General features: G+C 72.6%; 18 protein-coding genes and 1 pseudogene. 10 read left to right on the forward strand and 9 right to left on the reverse strand.

Going from position 1 to position 15,739, the window contains the following annotated elements:
• Window positions 1–18: 18 nt before the first annotated feature.
• Together H305_RS0111105 and H305_RS0111110 are read right to left on the reverse strand one after the other, a co-directional pair.
• Window positions 19–570: a SixA phosphatase family protein gene (locus H305_RS0111105; RefSeq protein WP_028800443.1), complete on the reverse strand. Its 552-nt coding sequence runs from the start codon at window positions 568–570 to the stop codon at window positions 19–21.
• Entirely contained in the window at window positions 567–1,376 is an 810-nt protein-coding gene (locus H305_RS0111110) for a hypothetical protein (RefSeq protein WP_028800444.1), read from the reverse strand. The genes H305_RS0111105 and H305_RS0111110 overlap by 4 nt, the downstream gene beginning before the upstream one ends.
• A 474-nt stretch (window positions 1,377–1,850) precedes the next feature.
• On the opposite strand from H305_RS0111110, the gene H305_RS0111115 reads away from it, so the two are divergent.
• The 3 genes and pseudogenes from H305_RS0111115 to H305_RS0111120 all read left to right on the forward strand — a co-directional run bounded on the left by H305_RS0111115 (window position 1,851) and on the right by H305_RS0111120 (window position 4,740).
• On the forward strand, window positions 1,851–3,710 hold the full coding sequence (locus tag H305_RS0111115) for a TIGR03767 family metallophosphoesterase (RefSeq protein WP_028800445.1): 1,860 nt from the start codon (window positions 1,851–1,853) through the stop codon (window positions 3,708–3,710).
• An 84-nt stretch (window positions 3,711–3,794) separates the two neighbouring features.
• Window positions 3,795–4,201: pseudogene (locus H305_RS50460) on the forward strand (CoA-binding protein).
• A gap of 98 nt (window positions 4,202–4,299) precedes the next feature.
• Window positions 4,300–4,740, forward strand: coding sequence for a GNAT family N-acetyltransferase (locus tag H305_RS0111120; protein ID WP_028800446.1), 441 nt, complete (start codon window positions 4,300–4,302; stop codon window positions 4,738–4,740).
• 37 nt (window positions 4,741–4,777) lie between these two features.
• Here the strand turns inward: H305_RS0111120 and H305_RS0111125 are convergent, their stop codons facing one another.
• Complete coding sequence (locus H305_RS0111125; protein ID WP_028800447.1) at window positions 4,778–5,626, reverse strand: alpha/beta fold hydrolase; 849 nt, start codon at window positions 5,624–5,626, stop codon at window positions 4,778–4,780.
• A gap of 385 nt (window positions 5,627–6,011) precedes the next feature.
• A complete protein-coding gene (locus H305_RS0111135) occupies window positions 6,012–6,371 on the reverse strand; it encodes an ArsR/SmtB family transcription factor (RefSeq protein WP_037763395.1) in 360 nt (119 codons plus the stop codon).
• Between the two features lie 395 nt (window positions 6,372–6,766).
• Here H305_RS0111135 and H305_RS0111140 point away from each other — a divergent pair, with 395 nt between their 5' ends.
• The gene (locus H305_RS0111140) at window positions 6,767–7,735 is read left to right on the forward strand and encodes a cation diffusion facilitator family transporter (protein ID WP_107440002.1); all 969 of its coding nucleotides are present in this window, start codon (window positions 6,767–6,769) and stop codon (window positions 7,733–7,735) included.
• Window positions 7,736–7,806: 71 nt separating this feature from the next.
• On the opposite strand, the gene H305_RS0111145 is transcribed toward H305_RS0111140, so the two are convergent.
• Entirely contained in the window at window positions 7,807–8,364 is a 558-nt protein-coding gene (locus H305_RS0111145; RefSeq protein WP_028800451.1) for a YbaK/EbsC family protein, read from the reverse strand.
• 174 nt (window positions 8,365–8,538) lie between these two features.
• Entirely contained in the window at window positions 8,539–9,111 is a 573-nt protein-coding gene (locus H305_RS0111150; RefSeq protein ID WP_028800452.1) for a helix-turn-helix domain-containing protein, read from the reverse strand.
• 102 nt (window positions 9,112–9,213) lie between these two features.
• Here H305_RS0111150 and H305_RS0111155 point away from each other — a divergent pair, with 102 nt between their 5' ends.
• Window positions 9,214–10,071, forward strand: coding sequence for an EamA family transporter (locus H305_RS0111155; protein ID WP_028800453.1), 858 nt, complete (start codon window positions 9,214–9,216; stop codon window positions 10,069–10,071).
• A 184-nt stretch (window positions 10,072–10,255) separates the two neighbouring features.
• On the opposite strand, the gene H305_RS0111160 is transcribed toward H305_RS0111155, so the two are convergent.
• On the reverse strand, window positions 10,256–11,053 hold the full coding sequence (locus H305_RS0111160) for an acyltransferase (protein WP_028800454.1): 798 nt from the start codon (window positions 11,051–11,053) through the stop codon (window positions 10,256–10,258).
• Window positions 11,054–11,182: 129 nt separating this feature from the next.
• Between H305_RS0111160 and H305_RS0111165 the strand changes: the two genes are divergently transcribed.
• Window positions 11,183–11,716, forward strand: coding sequence for a gamma carbonic anhydrase family protein (locus H305_RS0111165; protein WP_028800455.1), 534 nt, complete (start codon window positions 11,183–11,185; stop codon window positions 11,714–11,716).
• 154 nt (window positions 11,717–11,870) lie between these two features.
• On the opposite strand, the gene H305_RS0111170 is transcribed toward H305_RS0111165, so the two are convergent.
• Window positions 11,871–12,527, reverse strand: coding sequence for a DedA family protein (locus H305_RS0111170; RefSeq protein WP_028800456.1), 657 nt, complete (start codon window positions 12,525–12,527; stop codon window positions 11,871–11,873).
• A 240-nt stretch (window positions 12,528–12,767) separates the two neighbouring features.
• Between H305_RS0111170 and H305_RS0111175 the strand changes: the two genes are divergently transcribed.
• The 3 genes from H305_RS0111175 to H305_RS0111185 are packed head-to-tail and all read left to right on the forward strand — an operon-like array spanning window position 12,768 to window position 14,055.
• Window positions 12,768–13,232: an SRPBCC family protein gene (locus tag H305_RS0111175; RefSeq protein ID WP_028800457.1), complete on the forward strand. Its 465-nt coding sequence runs from the start codon at window positions 12,768–12,770 to the stop codon at window positions 13,230–13,232.
• Window positions 13,229–13,567: an ArsR/SmtB family transcription factor gene (locus H305_RS0111180; RefSeq protein ID WP_028800458.1), complete on the forward strand. Its 339-nt coding sequence runs from the start codon at window positions 13,229–13,231 to the stop codon at window positions 13,565–13,567. Before H305_RS0111175 ends, H305_RS0111180 begins: the two co-directional genes overlap by 4 nt.
• A gap of 47 nt (window positions 13,568–13,614) precedes the next feature.
• The gene (locus tag H305_RS0111185) at window positions 13,615–14,055 is read left to right on the forward strand and encodes an SRPBCC family protein (RefSeq protein WP_028800459.1); all 441 of its coding nucleotides are present in this window, start codon (window positions 13,615–13,617) and stop codon (window positions 14,053–14,055) included.
• An 80-nt stretch (window positions 14,056–14,135) separates the two neighbouring features.
• On the opposite strand, the gene H305_RS0111190 is transcribed toward H305_RS0111185, so the two are convergent.
• Window positions 14,136–14,573, reverse strand: coding sequence for a DUF4442 domain-containing protein (locus tag H305_RS0111190; RefSeq protein ID WP_028800460.1), 438 nt, complete (start codon window positions 14,571–14,573; stop codon window positions 14,136–14,138).
• An 85-nt stretch (window positions 14,574–14,658) separates the two neighbouring features.
• Here H305_RS0111190 and H305_RS45455 point away from each other — a divergent pair, with 85 nt between their 5' ends.
• Entirely contained in the window at window positions 14,659–15,693 is a 1,035-nt protein-coding gene (locus H305_RS45455; RefSeq protein ID WP_037763398.1) for a hypothetical protein, read from the forward strand.
• Window positions 15,694–15,739 lie beyond the last annotated feature (46 nt).

Raw genomic sequence — 15,739 nt, forward strand, 5'->3', positions numbered from 1 at the left:
GGGCTCACCCCGGCGCCGTCACGTCTTCTTCCCCCTCTTGCCCCTCGGCACCGTCACGTCGGTGAGCAGTGCCCCGGAGGGCGCGAGCTCCTGCCAGCTCCCGCCGTGCCAGGCGAGGACGGCGACGGCCGCGGTCGGGAACTTCGTGCGCACCTGCACCAGGGTGTCGTCCAGGTCGTCCCCGGCGAGGTCGAGGATCAGATCCTCGATCCCCGGGTTGTGCCCGATCAGCAGCAACGTCCTGACCCGCTCCGGGACTGCCCGGACGGCCGCCAGTAGTTCGGATGCGTCCGCTCCGTACAGGCGCCGGTCGAACCGTACGGGAGGCGGGGTGCCCCACTGTTCGGCGGCCAGTTCCCAGGTCTGGCGCGCGCGGACGGCGGTGGAGCACAGCGCGAGGTCCGGCAGCCAGTCGGCGCTTGCGAGCGCCCGCCCGGCTGCCGGGGCGTCACGACGGCCGCGCGGCGCGAGCGGCCGCTCGTGGTCGGGCACGCCCGCGGGCCACGCGGACTTGGCGTGCCGCAGGACCACGAGCCGCCGCAACGGCCCGGCAGCCGCGCGCGGCGTCACGACGCCGCTCCGATGTCCCTGGTGAGTTCGAGCCCGAGGAGCCGGTCCGCGTAGGCGTACGTCTCGAAGCGGGCCCCCTCCGGTACGTCGGACTCCTCCACCCACCGCAGGACGCCGAGGACGCCGGGAACGTCCAGGTCGTCCTCCCAGGCGGTGCGCAGTCGCTGCCGTACGTCCTCGGGCACGGGCCTGGAGGGCCGGGTCGCCCAGGCGGCGACCGCGGCGCGCCAGCGCGCGAGTGTGTCCGCGGCATCGGCCAGGGCGGCCGCGTCGAGGCGCAGAGGGTCGTCCCTGCGGTGCTGGAGCAGAGCGAGGCGCAGGACGGTGGGGTCGGGGGCTCCGGTGTCGGCGCCGGGGCCCGCCCACGCACCGAGGCCGGATCCGGCCTCGGGTCCGCCGCCGGGCTCCACGGGGGCGACTCCCACGCGTACGTCACCGGCGGCCGCGTCGTCCGCGGTCCCGCCGGGGGACGGCGCGGCCTCCGTCGCCGCGCTCCCGGGCGTGAGGACCTGGAGGGTGTGGGTCGTACCGAGGCCGCCCGTGGCGTCGCGGCGGTCCTCGAAGGGCCGGATACCGAGCGCCGCCGCACTCGCCCGCAGCGCGTCCGGGTCCGCCACGGAGCCGGACGTCGCCCAGACGGGGGTCCCGCCGAGCTCCAGAGCGCGGACGAGGACGTCGGCGACGAGGAGCACCCGCAGACCGGTGATGTCGAGCCCGGGCGGGCGCGCGTGGACGCGGACCAGGCTACGGCGTGGCGGGACGGCGTCGGTGGGCTCGCCCGAGCGGGCGTCGATGATACGGAGCACGAGGTGAGCGTAGGCGCGCCGGCAGCCGGACGCAGGGAGATGGAGCCCGTTCCGGACAGACGTTCGCGCTTCAGGATTCCTCTCCGCTGCGCCGGACCCGTGTGCGGGCCCCGCCGGAGTCCACGCACCGGGCCGGCCGCCGCGCGCATCAGACGTCGGACATCGCGCGGCTCGGCGATCATCCGGTTCGGCGATCACCCGGCCCAACGATCGCCCGCTCCGGCGATCGCCCGCTTCGGGCACCGGACATCCGGCCGGGCAACCGGCGCGGCGCGCTCACCGCCTCGCGCTCCGGCTGCCGTCGACTTCGGCGGCGCATCACACGGCGTTCACGGGGACGCCACGCATGCGCCCCGGAGACCTGAATGAGTGGTTCCGCTCAAGGAGGCCGCGCGGCGACGCCGCACGCACCCGACACGGCCGACACCGGCACCGCCGCTCGTGAGAAACACCGGAGACCGAAGGGCCGACCCCATGACGGGCACCGAACCCGACGCCACGCTGAACCGCCGCCGCCTGCTGCTCGCCTCCGGTGCCGCCGTCGCCGCCGGGGCCGCCGGGACGACCGGGGCGTTCCTGCCCGGCCGACGCCGCCGCCCCGCGACGGCGGACGCCCCCGGACACCCGGACACCCGGGCCACGGCTCCGCGAGACCCGGCCGGACGGCAGTCGCGAGCGGTCCGGCGTCCCACGCCCTACGGCACGACGACGCTGGAGACGACGGCCCGGCTCGGTCGAGCGGCGGGTCCCGGCACGTATCGGCGGCTCGTCCCGGGGCCGGGCTGGCCCCTCACCGTGCGGGCGGAGCTCGCCGCCGCGGGCACCGGGCGTCAGCACCGAAGTACGCCCCTGGCCTGCTTCGTCCAGTTCACCGACCTGCATCTCGCCGATGTGCAGAACCCGCTGCGCACGGAGTTCCTGCGGTCGCGCGGGGCCTCCGCGTGGCGGGCGCAGGAGGCGCTCACGGTGGTGGGCGCGGTGGCGATGGTGGAGCAGGTGAACGCCCTCGGGGCAGGCCCGCACACGGGGCTGCCGCCCGCGTTCGTCATGACGACGGGCGACAACGTCGACAACAACTCGGTGATCGAGCTGGAGTGGTTCCTCACGCTGATGAGCGGCGGCCGGATCACCCCGAACAGCGGTGATCCGGCGGCCTACGAAGGCGTCCAGAACTCCGGGCTGCCGCTCTACTGGCACCCGGACGACGCCGCTCTGCGCGACCTGGACAAGCGGCGGGGGCTCCCTCACGTCCCCTGGTTCCTCGAGGCGGCCACCCGGACGGTGTCCAGTCCCGGTCTGCGTGTCCCCTGGTACTCCACGGTCGGCAACCACGACGACCTGCCCGGCGGTTGTCTCTCTCCGACGCTCCACGACATCGCCGTCGGCTCCCGCAAGCTGCTGTCGGTCCCGGACGCGGACGCCGCCGCCTACGGGCGGGCGCTGCGCACCGGTGACGACCCGCGGAGCGAGGTACTCACGTCGGTCCTGCGCAGACACGCGGCCTCGGCACGCACCGTGACGCCCGACGAGCGGCGCCGGCCGTTCACTCCGCGCGACTACCTGGCGGCACATCTCGACGCCGCGCACACCGGCGCCGGTCCCCGCGGCCACGGGTACACCGAGGACCATCTCGACGGCGAGCGCATGTACTACAGCTTCCGGATCGCCGAGAACGTCCTCGGCGTGAGCATCGACACGACGTACCGCGGCGGCCACTACGAGGGCTCCCTCGGCACCGAGCAACTGCGCTGGCTCGAACGCACCCTGGCGGCGCACAGTTCCCGGTCGTACGACGCCGACGGACGGCTCGTCCGCCGTCCCGGCGCCGACGACGCGCACATCCTGGTCTTCAGCCACCACCACAGCGCCGGCATGACCCGCCGCCCGGACGCCGCCCCCACCGGCGAGCCGCGCCACGACGGTGCGGAGGTGCTCGCCCTGCTGAGCCGTTTCCCGAACGTGGTGGCCTGGATCAACGGCCACAGCCACGTCAACCGGATCACCCCGCACGGGCACGCGACGCCGGCGCGCTCCTTCTGGGAGGTCAACACCGCCTCCCACGTGGACTATCCGCACCACGCCCGCCTCTTCGAACTGGCCGACAACGGCGACGGAACGATCTCCCTGTTCACCACGCTCATCGAATCCGCCGCCCCGCACCGCACCGCCCCCGGTTTCGACGACCTGTCGGCGGTGGGCCTCGCCTCCCTCTACCGGGAACTGGCGTACAACGCGCCCGGCCTCGCCGCGGGCATGTCGGGCGGTGTGCAGGAGGACTGGGCGGGCGGAGCCGGTGACCGCAACACGGAGCTGCTGCTGGGAATCACCCGGTGACGTCCGCTGTTTCCCCGCTGAGCGCCCCGATGCGGGCGTTCACCGTGACGAGGTGCGACGACAGGGACCCCTAGGAGGCCGAGCATGTACGGCGACCCGGCAACGATCCGCAAGATCCTCACCGAACTGGGCGACACCTGGGCGATCGTCGGCCTCTCGTCGAACGAGCGGCGCGCCGCGCACGGCGTCGCCGATGTCCTCCAGCGCTACGGCAAGCGCATCGTCCCTGTGCACCCGAAGGCCGAGACCGTCCACGGGGAGCAGGGCTACGCCTCCCTCGACGACATCCCGTTCGAGGTCGATGTGGTCGACGTCTTCGTCAACAGCGACCTCGCGGGTCCCGTCGCCGACGGGGCGGCGGCCATCGGCGCCAAGGCCGTCTGGTTCCAGCTCGGTGTCGTCGACGAGTCCGCGTACGACCGGACCCGCGCGGCCGGCCTCGACAGGTCATGGACCGCTGCCCGGCCATCGAGATCCCGCGCCTCGGCTGACCCCGGGCCCGGGGTCGGGGCGAACGCGGTGACGGGCGCCCGGAGTGCGCCGGGAATTGTGGTTGACGGGGCGGCCGCGGCACCGGTTTCCTGCTGCGGTGTCCACTCTTCGTATCGAGCAGCCCGACGACGACGCCCGTCTCGAGGACTGGCGGCACGTCCACAACCTGATCGTGCCGGCCGCCGCCATGTCCCTGGACGACGCGCGGGAGCGTGCCCGGCGGTACCGTCTGGAAGTCGCCTACCTCGGTGACGTCCTGGTGGGGTGCACGACCGTGCGCCCACCCAGCGACGACACCGCCACGGCCACGGTCATCGCCCGTGTGCTCGCCGAGCACCGCGGTCGTGGCTTCGGCGAGGAGCTCTACTCACGCGGTCTCCAGGAGGCACGCGGACTGGGCGCCGAGGTGATCGAGACGGTCGTGCTCACGGCCAACGACGATGGCCTCCGCTTCGCCCTCAAGCACGGTTTCGTCGAGGTGGAGCGCTATGTGCTGCCCGGCGAGAGTGCCGAGTGGATCGATCTGCGACTGGCCTGACGGGCCCCGGCGGGCGGCCCGGCTGACGGCGGGCGCGTCACCGGCCCCGGGCGAGGAACGCCGCGACGGTTTCGCTGAAGCCGTGCGGGTCGTCGAGCCACGGATAGTGGCCCGCGCCCGGGCGCACACTCAACTCGGCCCGCGGGAAAAGGTCCGCGACGGTCGCCGCGACCCGCGGGAGGGGGCCGCCGTCGAGTGCTCCCGCCACGAGCAGTACCCGCGCGTCCCAGGCGGCGACGGCGGCCCGGGTCTCGGCGGGACGGAAGGCGCCGGGTGCCGCGTACAGCTCCGCGGCCTCCTCGTTGGTCTCCTCGACCTCGGTCGCGGCATGTGCCCGGGCGGTCGCGTCCCAGTTCCCGTAGAAGAAGGGCAGGGCGGCGTCCCAGTCGGCGTCGCTCGCGGTGCCGGCCCAGATCCGTTCGTAGGCGGGGTGCCCGGCCTCGAACCACGGCTCGGCCTTGCGCAGCACGGCCGCCTCCAAGCGGTGTTCCACGGTGAAGTCGACGCCGAGGGCGCGCGCCCGCCCGGCGACCAGCGTCAGGGTGCGGACGCGTCCGGGACGCCCGGCGGCGTACTGGAGGGCCAGGTCGCCGCCCGCGGAGTGCGCGAGCAGATCGACCCGGTCCAGGCCGAGATGCGTGCGGAGCGCCTCGACGTCGTCGGCCTGCCGGTCGCAGCGGTACGTCGCCGGATCGGCGGGGGTACCGGAGTCGCCGGTTCCGCGCAGGTCGAGCAAGATCAGCCGGCGGTGCCGCGACAGTCCTCCGAGGTCGCCCAGGTAGGAGGAGGCCCGCATCGGGCCGCCGGGCAGGCAGAGCAGCGGTTCGCCCTCGCCCAGGGCGCGATAGGCGAGGCGGGTTCCGTCGGGAGCTGTGAAGGCCGGCATGCCGCCATCCTCGTGAGGGGGCACCGTCCGCGGCAATACGTTTCCCGCGCACGGCCGTGCATTCCCGCGGACGACCGCGCACGCCCTTCGCCTCTGGCTCCCCCGCCGTACGCCTGCGGTTGCCTCCATCGGAGGGACGAGCGCGAGGGCGGGCGGAGGGACGAGTGCGAGGGAGGGATGACGGAACCGCTGACAGGCATGCGAGTCGACTGCACCGACCACGTCGGCCCCGCCCTGATCCGGCCGTACGGCAGCCCGGTGGACACCTGGCGGGAGAACGGTCCGTACCCGCAGCGCGAGGAGCGCGAGGAGCGGCCCCGCAGCCGTACGGCGAAAGGTCGTCAGCCGTGCGACGGACGGTCGTCAGCCGTGCGACGGACGGTCGTCAGGCGTGCGGCGGACGGTCGCTGATGCGGTGGTCGGCCAGGTTCAGCGCCTCGTCGACCACCCGGCGCAGATGACCGTCGCCGAGCGAGTAGATCACCCGGCGCCCCTCCTTCCGGGTGTTCACGAGTCCGGCGAGCCGGAGGCGGGCCAGATGCTGACTCACGGCCGGACGTGCGGCCCCGCACGCCTCCGTGAGTGTCGTGACGTCGGCCTCGCCGCCGGTCAGCGCGTGCAGCAACGCGAGGCGCGTGCGGTCACCCAGGAGGGCCAGCAGCTCGGCGGCGAGAGCGAATTGTTCCTCGCCGGGGGTACGCGGGTGCGCATCATGCGCAGGTGATAGGTGCATGCGTGCGCTCATACGCACATAATGGCCTCATGGACGCCGACACGTCCACTCCCGCGCACCGGAAGGGGACTCCCGTGAGCGACCACCGCCCCTCGGACGAGGCCCACGGCCACATCCGCCGCCACGACCACGCCGACGCACGCCGCCAGGCACCCTCGGACGACGACCACGCCGACGCACGCCACCAGGCCCCATCGGGCGACCCCGGTGGCGGCACAGGGCATGGCACCGGACACGGCCCCGACCCTGGCCGTGTGCACGAACGCGAACACGGTCACGGCCACGACCACCTCCACGACCACGCGCACAGCCACGCCCGCTCCCCCGCGCCCGGCCCCTCCCCCAGCGCGGGGCACGGGCGGGGCCATGAGCACGGGCACGGCCACGCGCACACCGTCGCGAGCCGTCTGCGGCACCTGATCACGCCGCACTCGCACGCGACCGCCGACAAGGTCGACTCAGCCCTGGAGTCGTCGGCGCGGGGCATGCGCGCGCTCTGGGTGTCGCTCGTGGTCCTGGGTGCAACGGCCCTGGCCCAGGCCGTCGTCGTCGTGATGTCGGGGTCGGTGGCGCTGCTCGGCGACACCGCGCACAACGCGGCGGACGCCCTGACGGCCGTGCCGCTGGGGATCGCCTTCGTGCTGGGCCGCCGTGCCGCGACGCGGCGCTTCACGTACGGCTACGGGCGGGCTGAGGACCTCGCGGGCATCGTGATCGTGCTGACGATCACGGCGTCCGCGGCCTTCGCGGCCTGGACGGCGATCGACCGACTGCTCGACCCGCAGCCCGTGCGGCACGTCCCGGTCGTCGCGGCGGCAGCCGTGATCGGCTTCCTCGGCAACGAGTGGGTCGCCCGCCACCGTATCCGCGTGGGCCGCGAGATCGGCTCCGCCGCACTGGTCGCGGACGGGCTGCACGCGCGGACGGACGGCTTCACCTCGCTCGCCGTGCTGGTGGGTGCGGGGGGCGCGGCACTCGGCCTGCAACTGGCCGATCCGCTGGTCGGGCTGGCGATCACCGCGGCGATCCTGCTGGTGCTGCGCGATGCCGCCCGGGAGGTGTTCCGGCGGCTGATGGACGCCGTGGACCCGGAGTTGGTGGACCGCGCCGAGCGAGCGCTGCGCGAGGTGCCGGGCGTGCACGGGGTGGGCGAGCTGCGGCTGCGCTGGATCGGGCACCGGCTGCGCGCCGAGGTCGCGGTGGTCGTCGACGGCGAGGCGAGCGTCCGCGAGGCCCACCGCATCGCGGTCGAGGCCGAGCACGCCCTGCTGCACGCGGTGCCGAGGCTCACCGCCGCACTGGTGCACGCCGACCCGGTGACCGCACCCGGGGAGACGGACCCGCACCTGGCGCTGGCGCACCACGCGGCGGCCTGACCGCCACGCACTCGACGGCCGGGCGACCTCGCGGGCACGGACCCGGCCCGGCCGCCTAGCCGAACCGCGAGTCAGGCGACTCCGAGCCCCTCCAGCACCACCGCGTTCGGCAGCTCGGCGAACATCTTGCCCGGCACCAGCAGCTTGCCCCGCCGCCGCCCGCTGCCGACGAGCACATAGGGCAGTTCGACTACGGCCGAGTCCACGAGCAGCGGCCAGTCGGCGGGGAGCCCCAACGGTGTGATGCCGCCGTACTCCATGCCGGTCTCCCCGGTCGCCGTGTCCATCGGCGCGAACGAGGCCTTGCGGGAGCCGAGTTGACGCCGCACGGCTCCGTTGACGTCGACGCGGGTGGCGGAGAGGACGACGCACGCGGCGAGCGTGGTCTCGCCGCCCCGCTTGCCCGCGACGACCACGCAGTTGGCGGACTGGTCGAGCAGCTCCGCTCCGTAGTGCTCGACGAACGTGGCTGTGTCTGCCCAGTCCGGCTCGGTGTCGACGTAGACGATCTGGTCGGCAGGGGTGCCGCCCCGCCACTTGCGTACGGCGTCGGCGACCGGCCGGGTCAGTTCGTCGAGGCAGTCGGGGGCGGGCGTGGCGGTGTCGAAGCGTCCGATGGGTGCGCGCATGGCGGCACGCTAACAGCCGGGCCGGCGGGGTCGGCCGGTCGTCTCGGCACGCGAGCGGCACGGCCCGCAAAACGGCTGGGTGCACGAGGAGCGGGACCCACGGGACGCTCGATGTGTGAGGAACAGGGCCCGCCGGACGCCTCGGTGCACGAGGGACAGGGCCCGCGCGAAGCCTCAGTGCACGAGGGGGACGGACACCGCCATGACCATCTCGACCGGCACGTCACCGTCGTTGCCGTACCGGTGCGGAGTGTTGGCCTCGAAGGACGCGCTGGCGCCGGCGGGGACGAGATGCTCGACCCCGTCGACGGTGAGGGTCAGTTCGCCCTCGGTGACGTGGACGAGTTCGACCGTGCCCGTGGGGTGCGGGTCCGAGGGGCTGCCCTCGCCCGGCATCAGCCGCCAGTCCCACATCTCCAGCGGACCGGGGGCCTCGGTGCCCGCGAGGAGCCGGTTGTAGCTGCCCGCTTCGGTGTGCCACAGCCGCACGGCCTGCTCGGCGGGGACGATACGGACCTTCGGTCCTTGCTCGTAGTCGAGCAGGGTGGTGATGCTGACGCCGAGGGCGTCGCCGATCTTGACGACGGTGCCCAGGCTGGGATTGGTCCTGGCCTGCTCGATCTGGATGAGCATGCCGCGGCTGACTCCGGCGCGCGCGGCGAGCGCATCCAGGGTGAAGCCGCGCTCGGTGCGCCAGCGCTTCACGTTGCGCCCCAGCGACTGGGTCAGCAGGTCGAGGTCCGACACATTCCGTCCAATATTCTGGATGACAGAGTTCAATCAGGTGAACTATCGTGTGGTGCACCCGATCGTTCACCGAACTGTACTGCGAGGGGCCCGATGACGGCATTGCCAGCACTCTTCGCCCTGGCGACCAGCCTTCTGTGGGGCCTGGCCGACTTCGGCGGTGGGCTGCTCACCCGTCGCATGCCGGCCCTCACGGTGGTCGTCCTCTCCCAGTCGATCGCGGCCGTGGTCCTGGGCGCGATCGTCGTGGCCACCGGCGGCTGGAGCGCGGCGGGACCGCAGCTCTGGTTCGCGTTCGCCGCGGGTCTGGTCGGCCCGGTCGCGCTGCTCTCCTTCTACAAGGCCCTCGCCCTGGGCCCGATGGGCGTCGTCTCCCCGCTCGGTTCTCTCGCCGTGGCCGTCCCGATCACCGTGGGACTCGTCCTCGGGGAGCGTCCCGGGCCGACCCAGTTCGCAGGGATCGCGATCGCCGTCGCGGGCGTGATCCTCGCGGGCGGCCCCCAGTTGCGGGGCGCTCCCGTACAGCGGCAGGCGATCCTGCTCTCGCTGCTCGCGGCACTCGGCTTCGGCACGGTCTTCGCCCTGATCGCGGAGGCGTCGTCGTCGGTCACCGGCCTCTTCCTCGCCCTCTTCGTGCAGCGCGTGACCAACGTGGCCGCGGGCGGCGCGGCGCTGCTCGCCACCGTCGGGCGCGGCGCCCGGGCGCTCCCCGAGGGCGGCTTCCGCTGGCGTTCCCTGCCCGCGCTCGCCTTCGTCGGACTCGCCGACGTCGCGGCCAACGGCACGTACTCCGTCGCCGCCCAACACGGCCCGGTCACCGTGGTCGCCGTCCTCGCCTCGCTGTACCCGGTGGTCACCGCACTGGCGGCGCGCGGCTTCCTCAGCGAACGGCTCCGCGGGGTGCAGGCCGCGGGAGCCGGCCTCGCCCTCGTCGGCACCGTGCTTCTGGCGACGGGCTGACTCCGCGTACGACAGGACGAGCGGGAGCGGGGGCGGCGGGGAGATCGGGCCACGGAGAGCCCGGACCCGAAAGCCAGGAACCGAGAACCAGGCACGACAGACCCGGCACGAAAACCCGGCACGGAAGAGAGCCGGCCACGACAGACCCGGCACGGAAGGCCGGGGCCGCACGGCCCTCACCCCTTCAGGACTCCGCGCGCACGTCCCCGGTGGCGCCGTCGGTGTCGAGGTCGAGATCCGCGAGCCGGGCCGTGGCCTCTTCGTCGAGCCCGGAGAGGGCCAGCAGCTGCTCCGGTGTCACGCCGTCGGGAATCGGCACGGGCGCCGGGGTCCGCAACGGCGGCTGCCAGCCGGCCACCGGGTCCCAGCGCCGCACGACGCGCGCCGGAGCGCCCGCCACCACGGCATGGTCCGGCACCCGACCGCGCACCACCGCACCGGCCGCGACCACGACGTTCCGCCCGATGCGGGCGCCCGGCAGGATCACCGCGCCGGTCCCGATCCAGCAACCGGGGCCGATCTCCACGGGCTCCATCCGCGGCCACTGCTTGCCGATCGGCTCGTGCGGATCGTCGTACGAGTGGTTGGTGGAGGTGACGTACACGTACGGCCCGAAGTAGCAGTCGCTGCCGATCGTCACCGTCGTGTCGGCGATGACGTGGCTGCCGCGGCCCAGGACGACACCGTCGCCGATGCTCAGGATGGGATCGGGGCCGAGGTCCAGGTCGGGCATCAACCCGGCGGTCAGTGTGACCTGTTCGGCGACGATGCAGTGCGAGCCCAGGTGGATCCAGGGTTCGCCGAAGACCGTGCCGAGCGGGAACGCGAGTCTGGTACCTGTTCCCATCGACCCGAAGCGGAAGTGCCCCGGGTGCTCGGCCGAGACGGCTCCCGTGCGCTGCACCCAGGCCCAGCCCGCGTGGACGGCGCGCTGAGCCAGGCGTCGCCGCCATGATGAGAACGTGTTCTTGCTCTTGGGCACCCGCTCACCGTACTCAGCGCGAGCTGCGCCGATGAGCTCGTGCGGCTGTGATCTTCACCCCACCGGAGCAGCAAGCGATGACATACGGTGCCGGTGTACCGACGCGACGGGAAGACGGTGGGGCGGGCGATGAAGCAGCAGGCGTTGATCATGGGGATCGGCGGCAAGGACCCGAAGGTGGACCAGGAGGCCTTCGCGGCACCCACCTCCGTGATCATCGGGGACGTCACCCTGCACGCCGGAGCGAGCGCCTGGTACGGCGCGGTGCTGCGCGCCGACTGCGGTCCGATCGTCGTCGGCGCCGACAGCAACGTTCAGGACAACTGCAGCCTTCACGTGGACCCGGGCTTCCCCATCACGATCGGCGAGCGGGTCTCCGTCGGGCACAACGCGGTGGTGCACGGCGCCACCGTCGAGGACGACTGCCTGATCGGCATGGGCGCCACGGTGCTGAACGGCGCGGTGATCGGCGCCGGTTCACTGGTGGCCGCGCAGGCGCTGGTCCCGCAGGGCATGCAGGTGCCCCCGGGCTCTCTCGTCGCGGGCGTGCCCGCCAAGGTGAAGCGGCAGTTGACCGCCGAGGAGCGCGAGGGCATCTCGCTGAACGGCACGCTGTACGTCGAGCTGGCGAAGGCCCACCGGGCCGCGCACGAGGGGAACTGAGCCCCGCCCCTCAGGTTGCCCCCGGTCTCCGGGTCACCGCCACCGTTGACGACGGTGCGGCCGGAGCCGAGCAGCGTGGCACGGGCGCGGCCGGGCGCACGGCCTGCCCGGCCGCGCCCGGAAACGACCAGGGATCGGACGCGCGCCGTCCGGTTCAGTCGCCGGCGGGCGCCGCGACCGGGTCCGCGCCGGCCTCGGCCCGCTCGGCCGAGGCCCGCTTCGCCTTGCGCTTGACGATCAGCATCGAGGCGAGCCCGACTAGCACCGCCGCGACGAGACCCAGCCACGAGAAGCGCTTCAGCCAGGACTCCGCGACGACACCGACGTAGTAGATGACCGCGGTGGTACCGCCGGCCCAGACGATGCCGCCGAGCACGTTGGCGATCAGGAACTTCCAGTACGGCATCCGCAGCACGCCCGCGAGCGGACCGGCGAAGATCCTCAGCAGGGCGATGAACCGGCCGAAGAAGACGGCCCACATGCCCCACTTCTGGAAGGAGCGCTCGGCCGTGGCCACGTGCCCCTCACTGAAGTGCCGGGGGAACTTGGCGCCGAGCCAGGCCAGGAGTGGACGCCCGCCCTTGCGGCCGATGGCGTATCCGATGGAGTCGCCGACGATGGCGCCCAGGCTGGCGCAGGCGCCCAGGACGACCGGGTTGATGCCCTCGTGCTGGGAGGAGAGCAGCGCCGCCGAGACCAGGATGATCTCGCCGGGCAACGGGATGCCCAGACTCTCCAAGCCGATGACCAGGCCCACGAGCGCATAGATGCTGACCGCGGGCACCGTCTCGAGCCAGTCCTGGACGTGCAACGCCGGTACCTCCCGTTTCCCTGTGCCTGGTCCGGGCACGTGCGCCGCACATGATCACCCGGGGTGCGCTTCCCCCCTGAGCACACGCCGGGAAGCCTACCTGGTCGGTCTCGCCCGACGGAGTCCCCGAGGGTGCCGCGGAGCTCACACCGGACCCCCTTGAGCAACCAAAGGTTGCACATCACGAAGGAGCGCTCTAGAGTGACACGCAACTAAAGGTTGCATATGGAGGTCGGCGGGATGGAGTACGGCAGCATCGAGCGGGAGATCTACGTCGAGGCCACGCCCGAGGTGGTCTACGAGGTGGTCAGCAGGCCCGAGCACCTGAAGGAGTGGTGGCCGGACGAGGCGGAGCTCGAACCGGTTCCCGGCGGCACCGGAGTCATCACGTTCGGCGACGCGGCCGCCCCCGAAGCGAAGGCCGTGCCGCTCACGGTGGTGGAGGCCGACCCGCCGCGGCGGTTCTCCTTCCGGTGGGTGTACGACGAGGGCGTGACCGCGTCGGCGTCCAACTCCCTCCTGGTCACCTTCGACCTGGTCCCGTCCGGCGCGGGCACGCTGCTGCACTTCACCGAGGCCGGGTTCCGCGAGAAAGGCTGGGAGGCGGCCGTCCTCGAGGAGCAGTACCTCGACCACGTGTCCGGATGGGACCACTTCCTGCCGCGCCTCGTCTCCTACGTCTCCCGGCTGGTGTCGGCGTCATGAGCGTCACCGTCGACGACGACCTCTGGTCGGCGGTCGGGGACCCCATACGGCGCCGGATGCTCGACCTGTTGCTGAGCGGCGGCGGTGGCACCGCCACCACGTTGAGCGAGCGGCTGCCGGTCACGCGACAGGCGGTGGCCAAACACCTCGGCGTGCTCGACCGGGTCGGCCTGGTCCACGTCACGCCGTCCGGACGCGAGCGTCTGTATCGGGTTGACGAGGCCCAACTCGCCCGCGCCGTAGCGCAGTTGTCGTCGGTCGGAGCCGCATGGGACGCCCGGCTCCAGCGCATCAAGCGGATCGCCGAAGCGATCCAGCGCAGCAAGGACAGCTGATCGACCGCGCCCGCGCGCGGGCGCGCCCACACGAAAGAGGTATCGAGATGGTGGACATCCTGCACAGGATCGGCGTCACGGCGTCGCCCGACGACGTCTACGCGGCCCTGACCACGATCGACGGGCTGTCGAAGTGGTGGACCAAGGACACGGAAGGCGACAGCGAGGTCGGGGGCGTCATCCGGTTCCGTTTCGTGCCCGGCGGGTTCGACATGAAGGTCCTGGAGGCCCAGCCCGCCGAGCGCGTGCTCTGGGAGGTCGTCGACGGCCCCGAGGAGTGGATCGGCACGCAGATCACGTTCGAGCTCAAGCAGGAGGACGACTTCACGATCGTGCTGTTCCGGCACGAGGGCTGGAAGGAGCCGGTGGAGTTCATGTACCACTGCAGCACCAAGTGGGCGATCTTCCTGATGAGCCTCAAGAAGCTGGTCGAGACCGGCAAAGGCGATCCCGCGCCGCACGACGTCATGATCAGCAACTGGCACTAGCACCTGCCGTGCGGCCGTAGGCTCAGGGGCCTTCGGTCGCACGTCAGGGGCCCCGGCCGGGGCCCCTGACGACAGGCGGCTCAGCCGTTCGGACGCAGCGTCCAGACGACCGTCATCTCACCCGTGACGGCGCCGTCACCGCGCTGGATGGCGATGGCGACCGGGAACTCGGGCCGCCGGCCGGCGTCCAGTTCGGCGACGACGTCGGCGGCGGGCCGGCCGAGGGTCGCGGTGGCCGTGACGCGCCCCATCGCGAGCTTCTTGTAGGCGATCTCGGCGCTCACCGCGAGCGGCACGGCGCGCGAGAGCTGGTCCCCGAACGCGGCGAGGACGATCGCTCCGCTCGCCGACTCCCCCAGCGTGAACATCGCTCCGGCGTGCGGCCCGCCCACGTGGTTGTGGTAGTCGCTCTGGTCCGGCAGCGCCACCACGGCCTTGTCCGGACCGGTCTCCACGAACTCGAGGTTCAGGGTCCGGGCCATCGGCACGGTGGCGGCGAGCATCTCGCCGATCGTCATCTGGTCTGCGCTCATACCGGCATGTTACCCACCAGTAGCAATCCTTGGCCAGTGCGCGCCCGTCATCGCCGTATCGTTACGCCGCATGTGGCCAGGAGAGCAGCCGCCCACGGGCGGACAGAATCCCCAACAGCCCACCGGGGGCGGACAGTCGAACCCTCAGCCGTACGCCGGAGCGGGAGGACCGGGCCCCAGGCCGGACGCCGGCACCGGGCAGCCGAACCCGTACCGGAAGCCGGGGTACCAGCAGCCCAGTCCCTGTCACCGGACAGCGGCCCCCTGGAACGTCGCGACGGTCACCGCGGACTCCGCGACACCGCCCGGGGGCCGCGGCGACGGCAGGCGGACGAAGGTCGTCGCCCTGGCCTCGGCCGCGGCGGTCGTGATCGCCGCAGGAGTGACCGGCTTCGTCCTGCTCGGATCGGGCAAGGACGACGGGGCGGGACCCGAGCCGACCGGGTCGCCGTCCGCGACGTCGAGCCCGGCGAGCGATCCGCGGGACACCGGGGACGCCAGGAAGCCGACCGTGGCCGGCTGGAAGACCGTGGTGAATCCCAAGCGTGGCATCGCCTTCGACGTCCCCCCGCAGTGGGGACTGAAGTCGACGGGCTGGGTCACCTACGTCTCCGAGGACGACGACCCCCGGGACGAGCCCCTCGCCGCAGTCGCGGCCCCCGCGCTCCTGAAGGAGAGGTGGTGCGGCTCCGACGACGACAAGGACGGCACCGAGGACTACACAATGCTCGCGGGCGCCGGGACCAAGCGGAACAACGGGGCGAGGAGCCCCGAGGAGGCGGCCCGCGACGACGCCGCGGCATGGGTCTACGGCGCCTACACCCAGCCCGACAGGAAACTGGTGACGTCCGGCGCCGTGGAGCCGTACACGACGAAGTCCGGCATCACGGGCAGTCTGGCCACGGCATCTTCGTCGGGTGTGGAGAAATCGAAAAAGTGCGCCGGCGACGGGAAGGCGACCGTCTTCTCCTTCAAGGACCCCTCGAACGACATCGTTTCGTGGGAGTTCTTCGGGGCGAAGGGGGTGTCCGAGGAGGTCTCGGACACGACGGTGCTGAAAATCGTCTCCACCGTACGGCTCTACGACGTTCCCCCGGCGTCCTGACTCGTTGCCCGAGTCACTGATCCGGTACACGTCTGACGAAACACGG

The organism is Streptomyces sp. 142MFCol3.1, from assembly GCF_000424945.1.
GTDB lineage: Bacteria > Actinomycetota > Actinomycetes > Streptomycetales > Streptomycetaceae > Streptomyces > Streptomyces siamensis.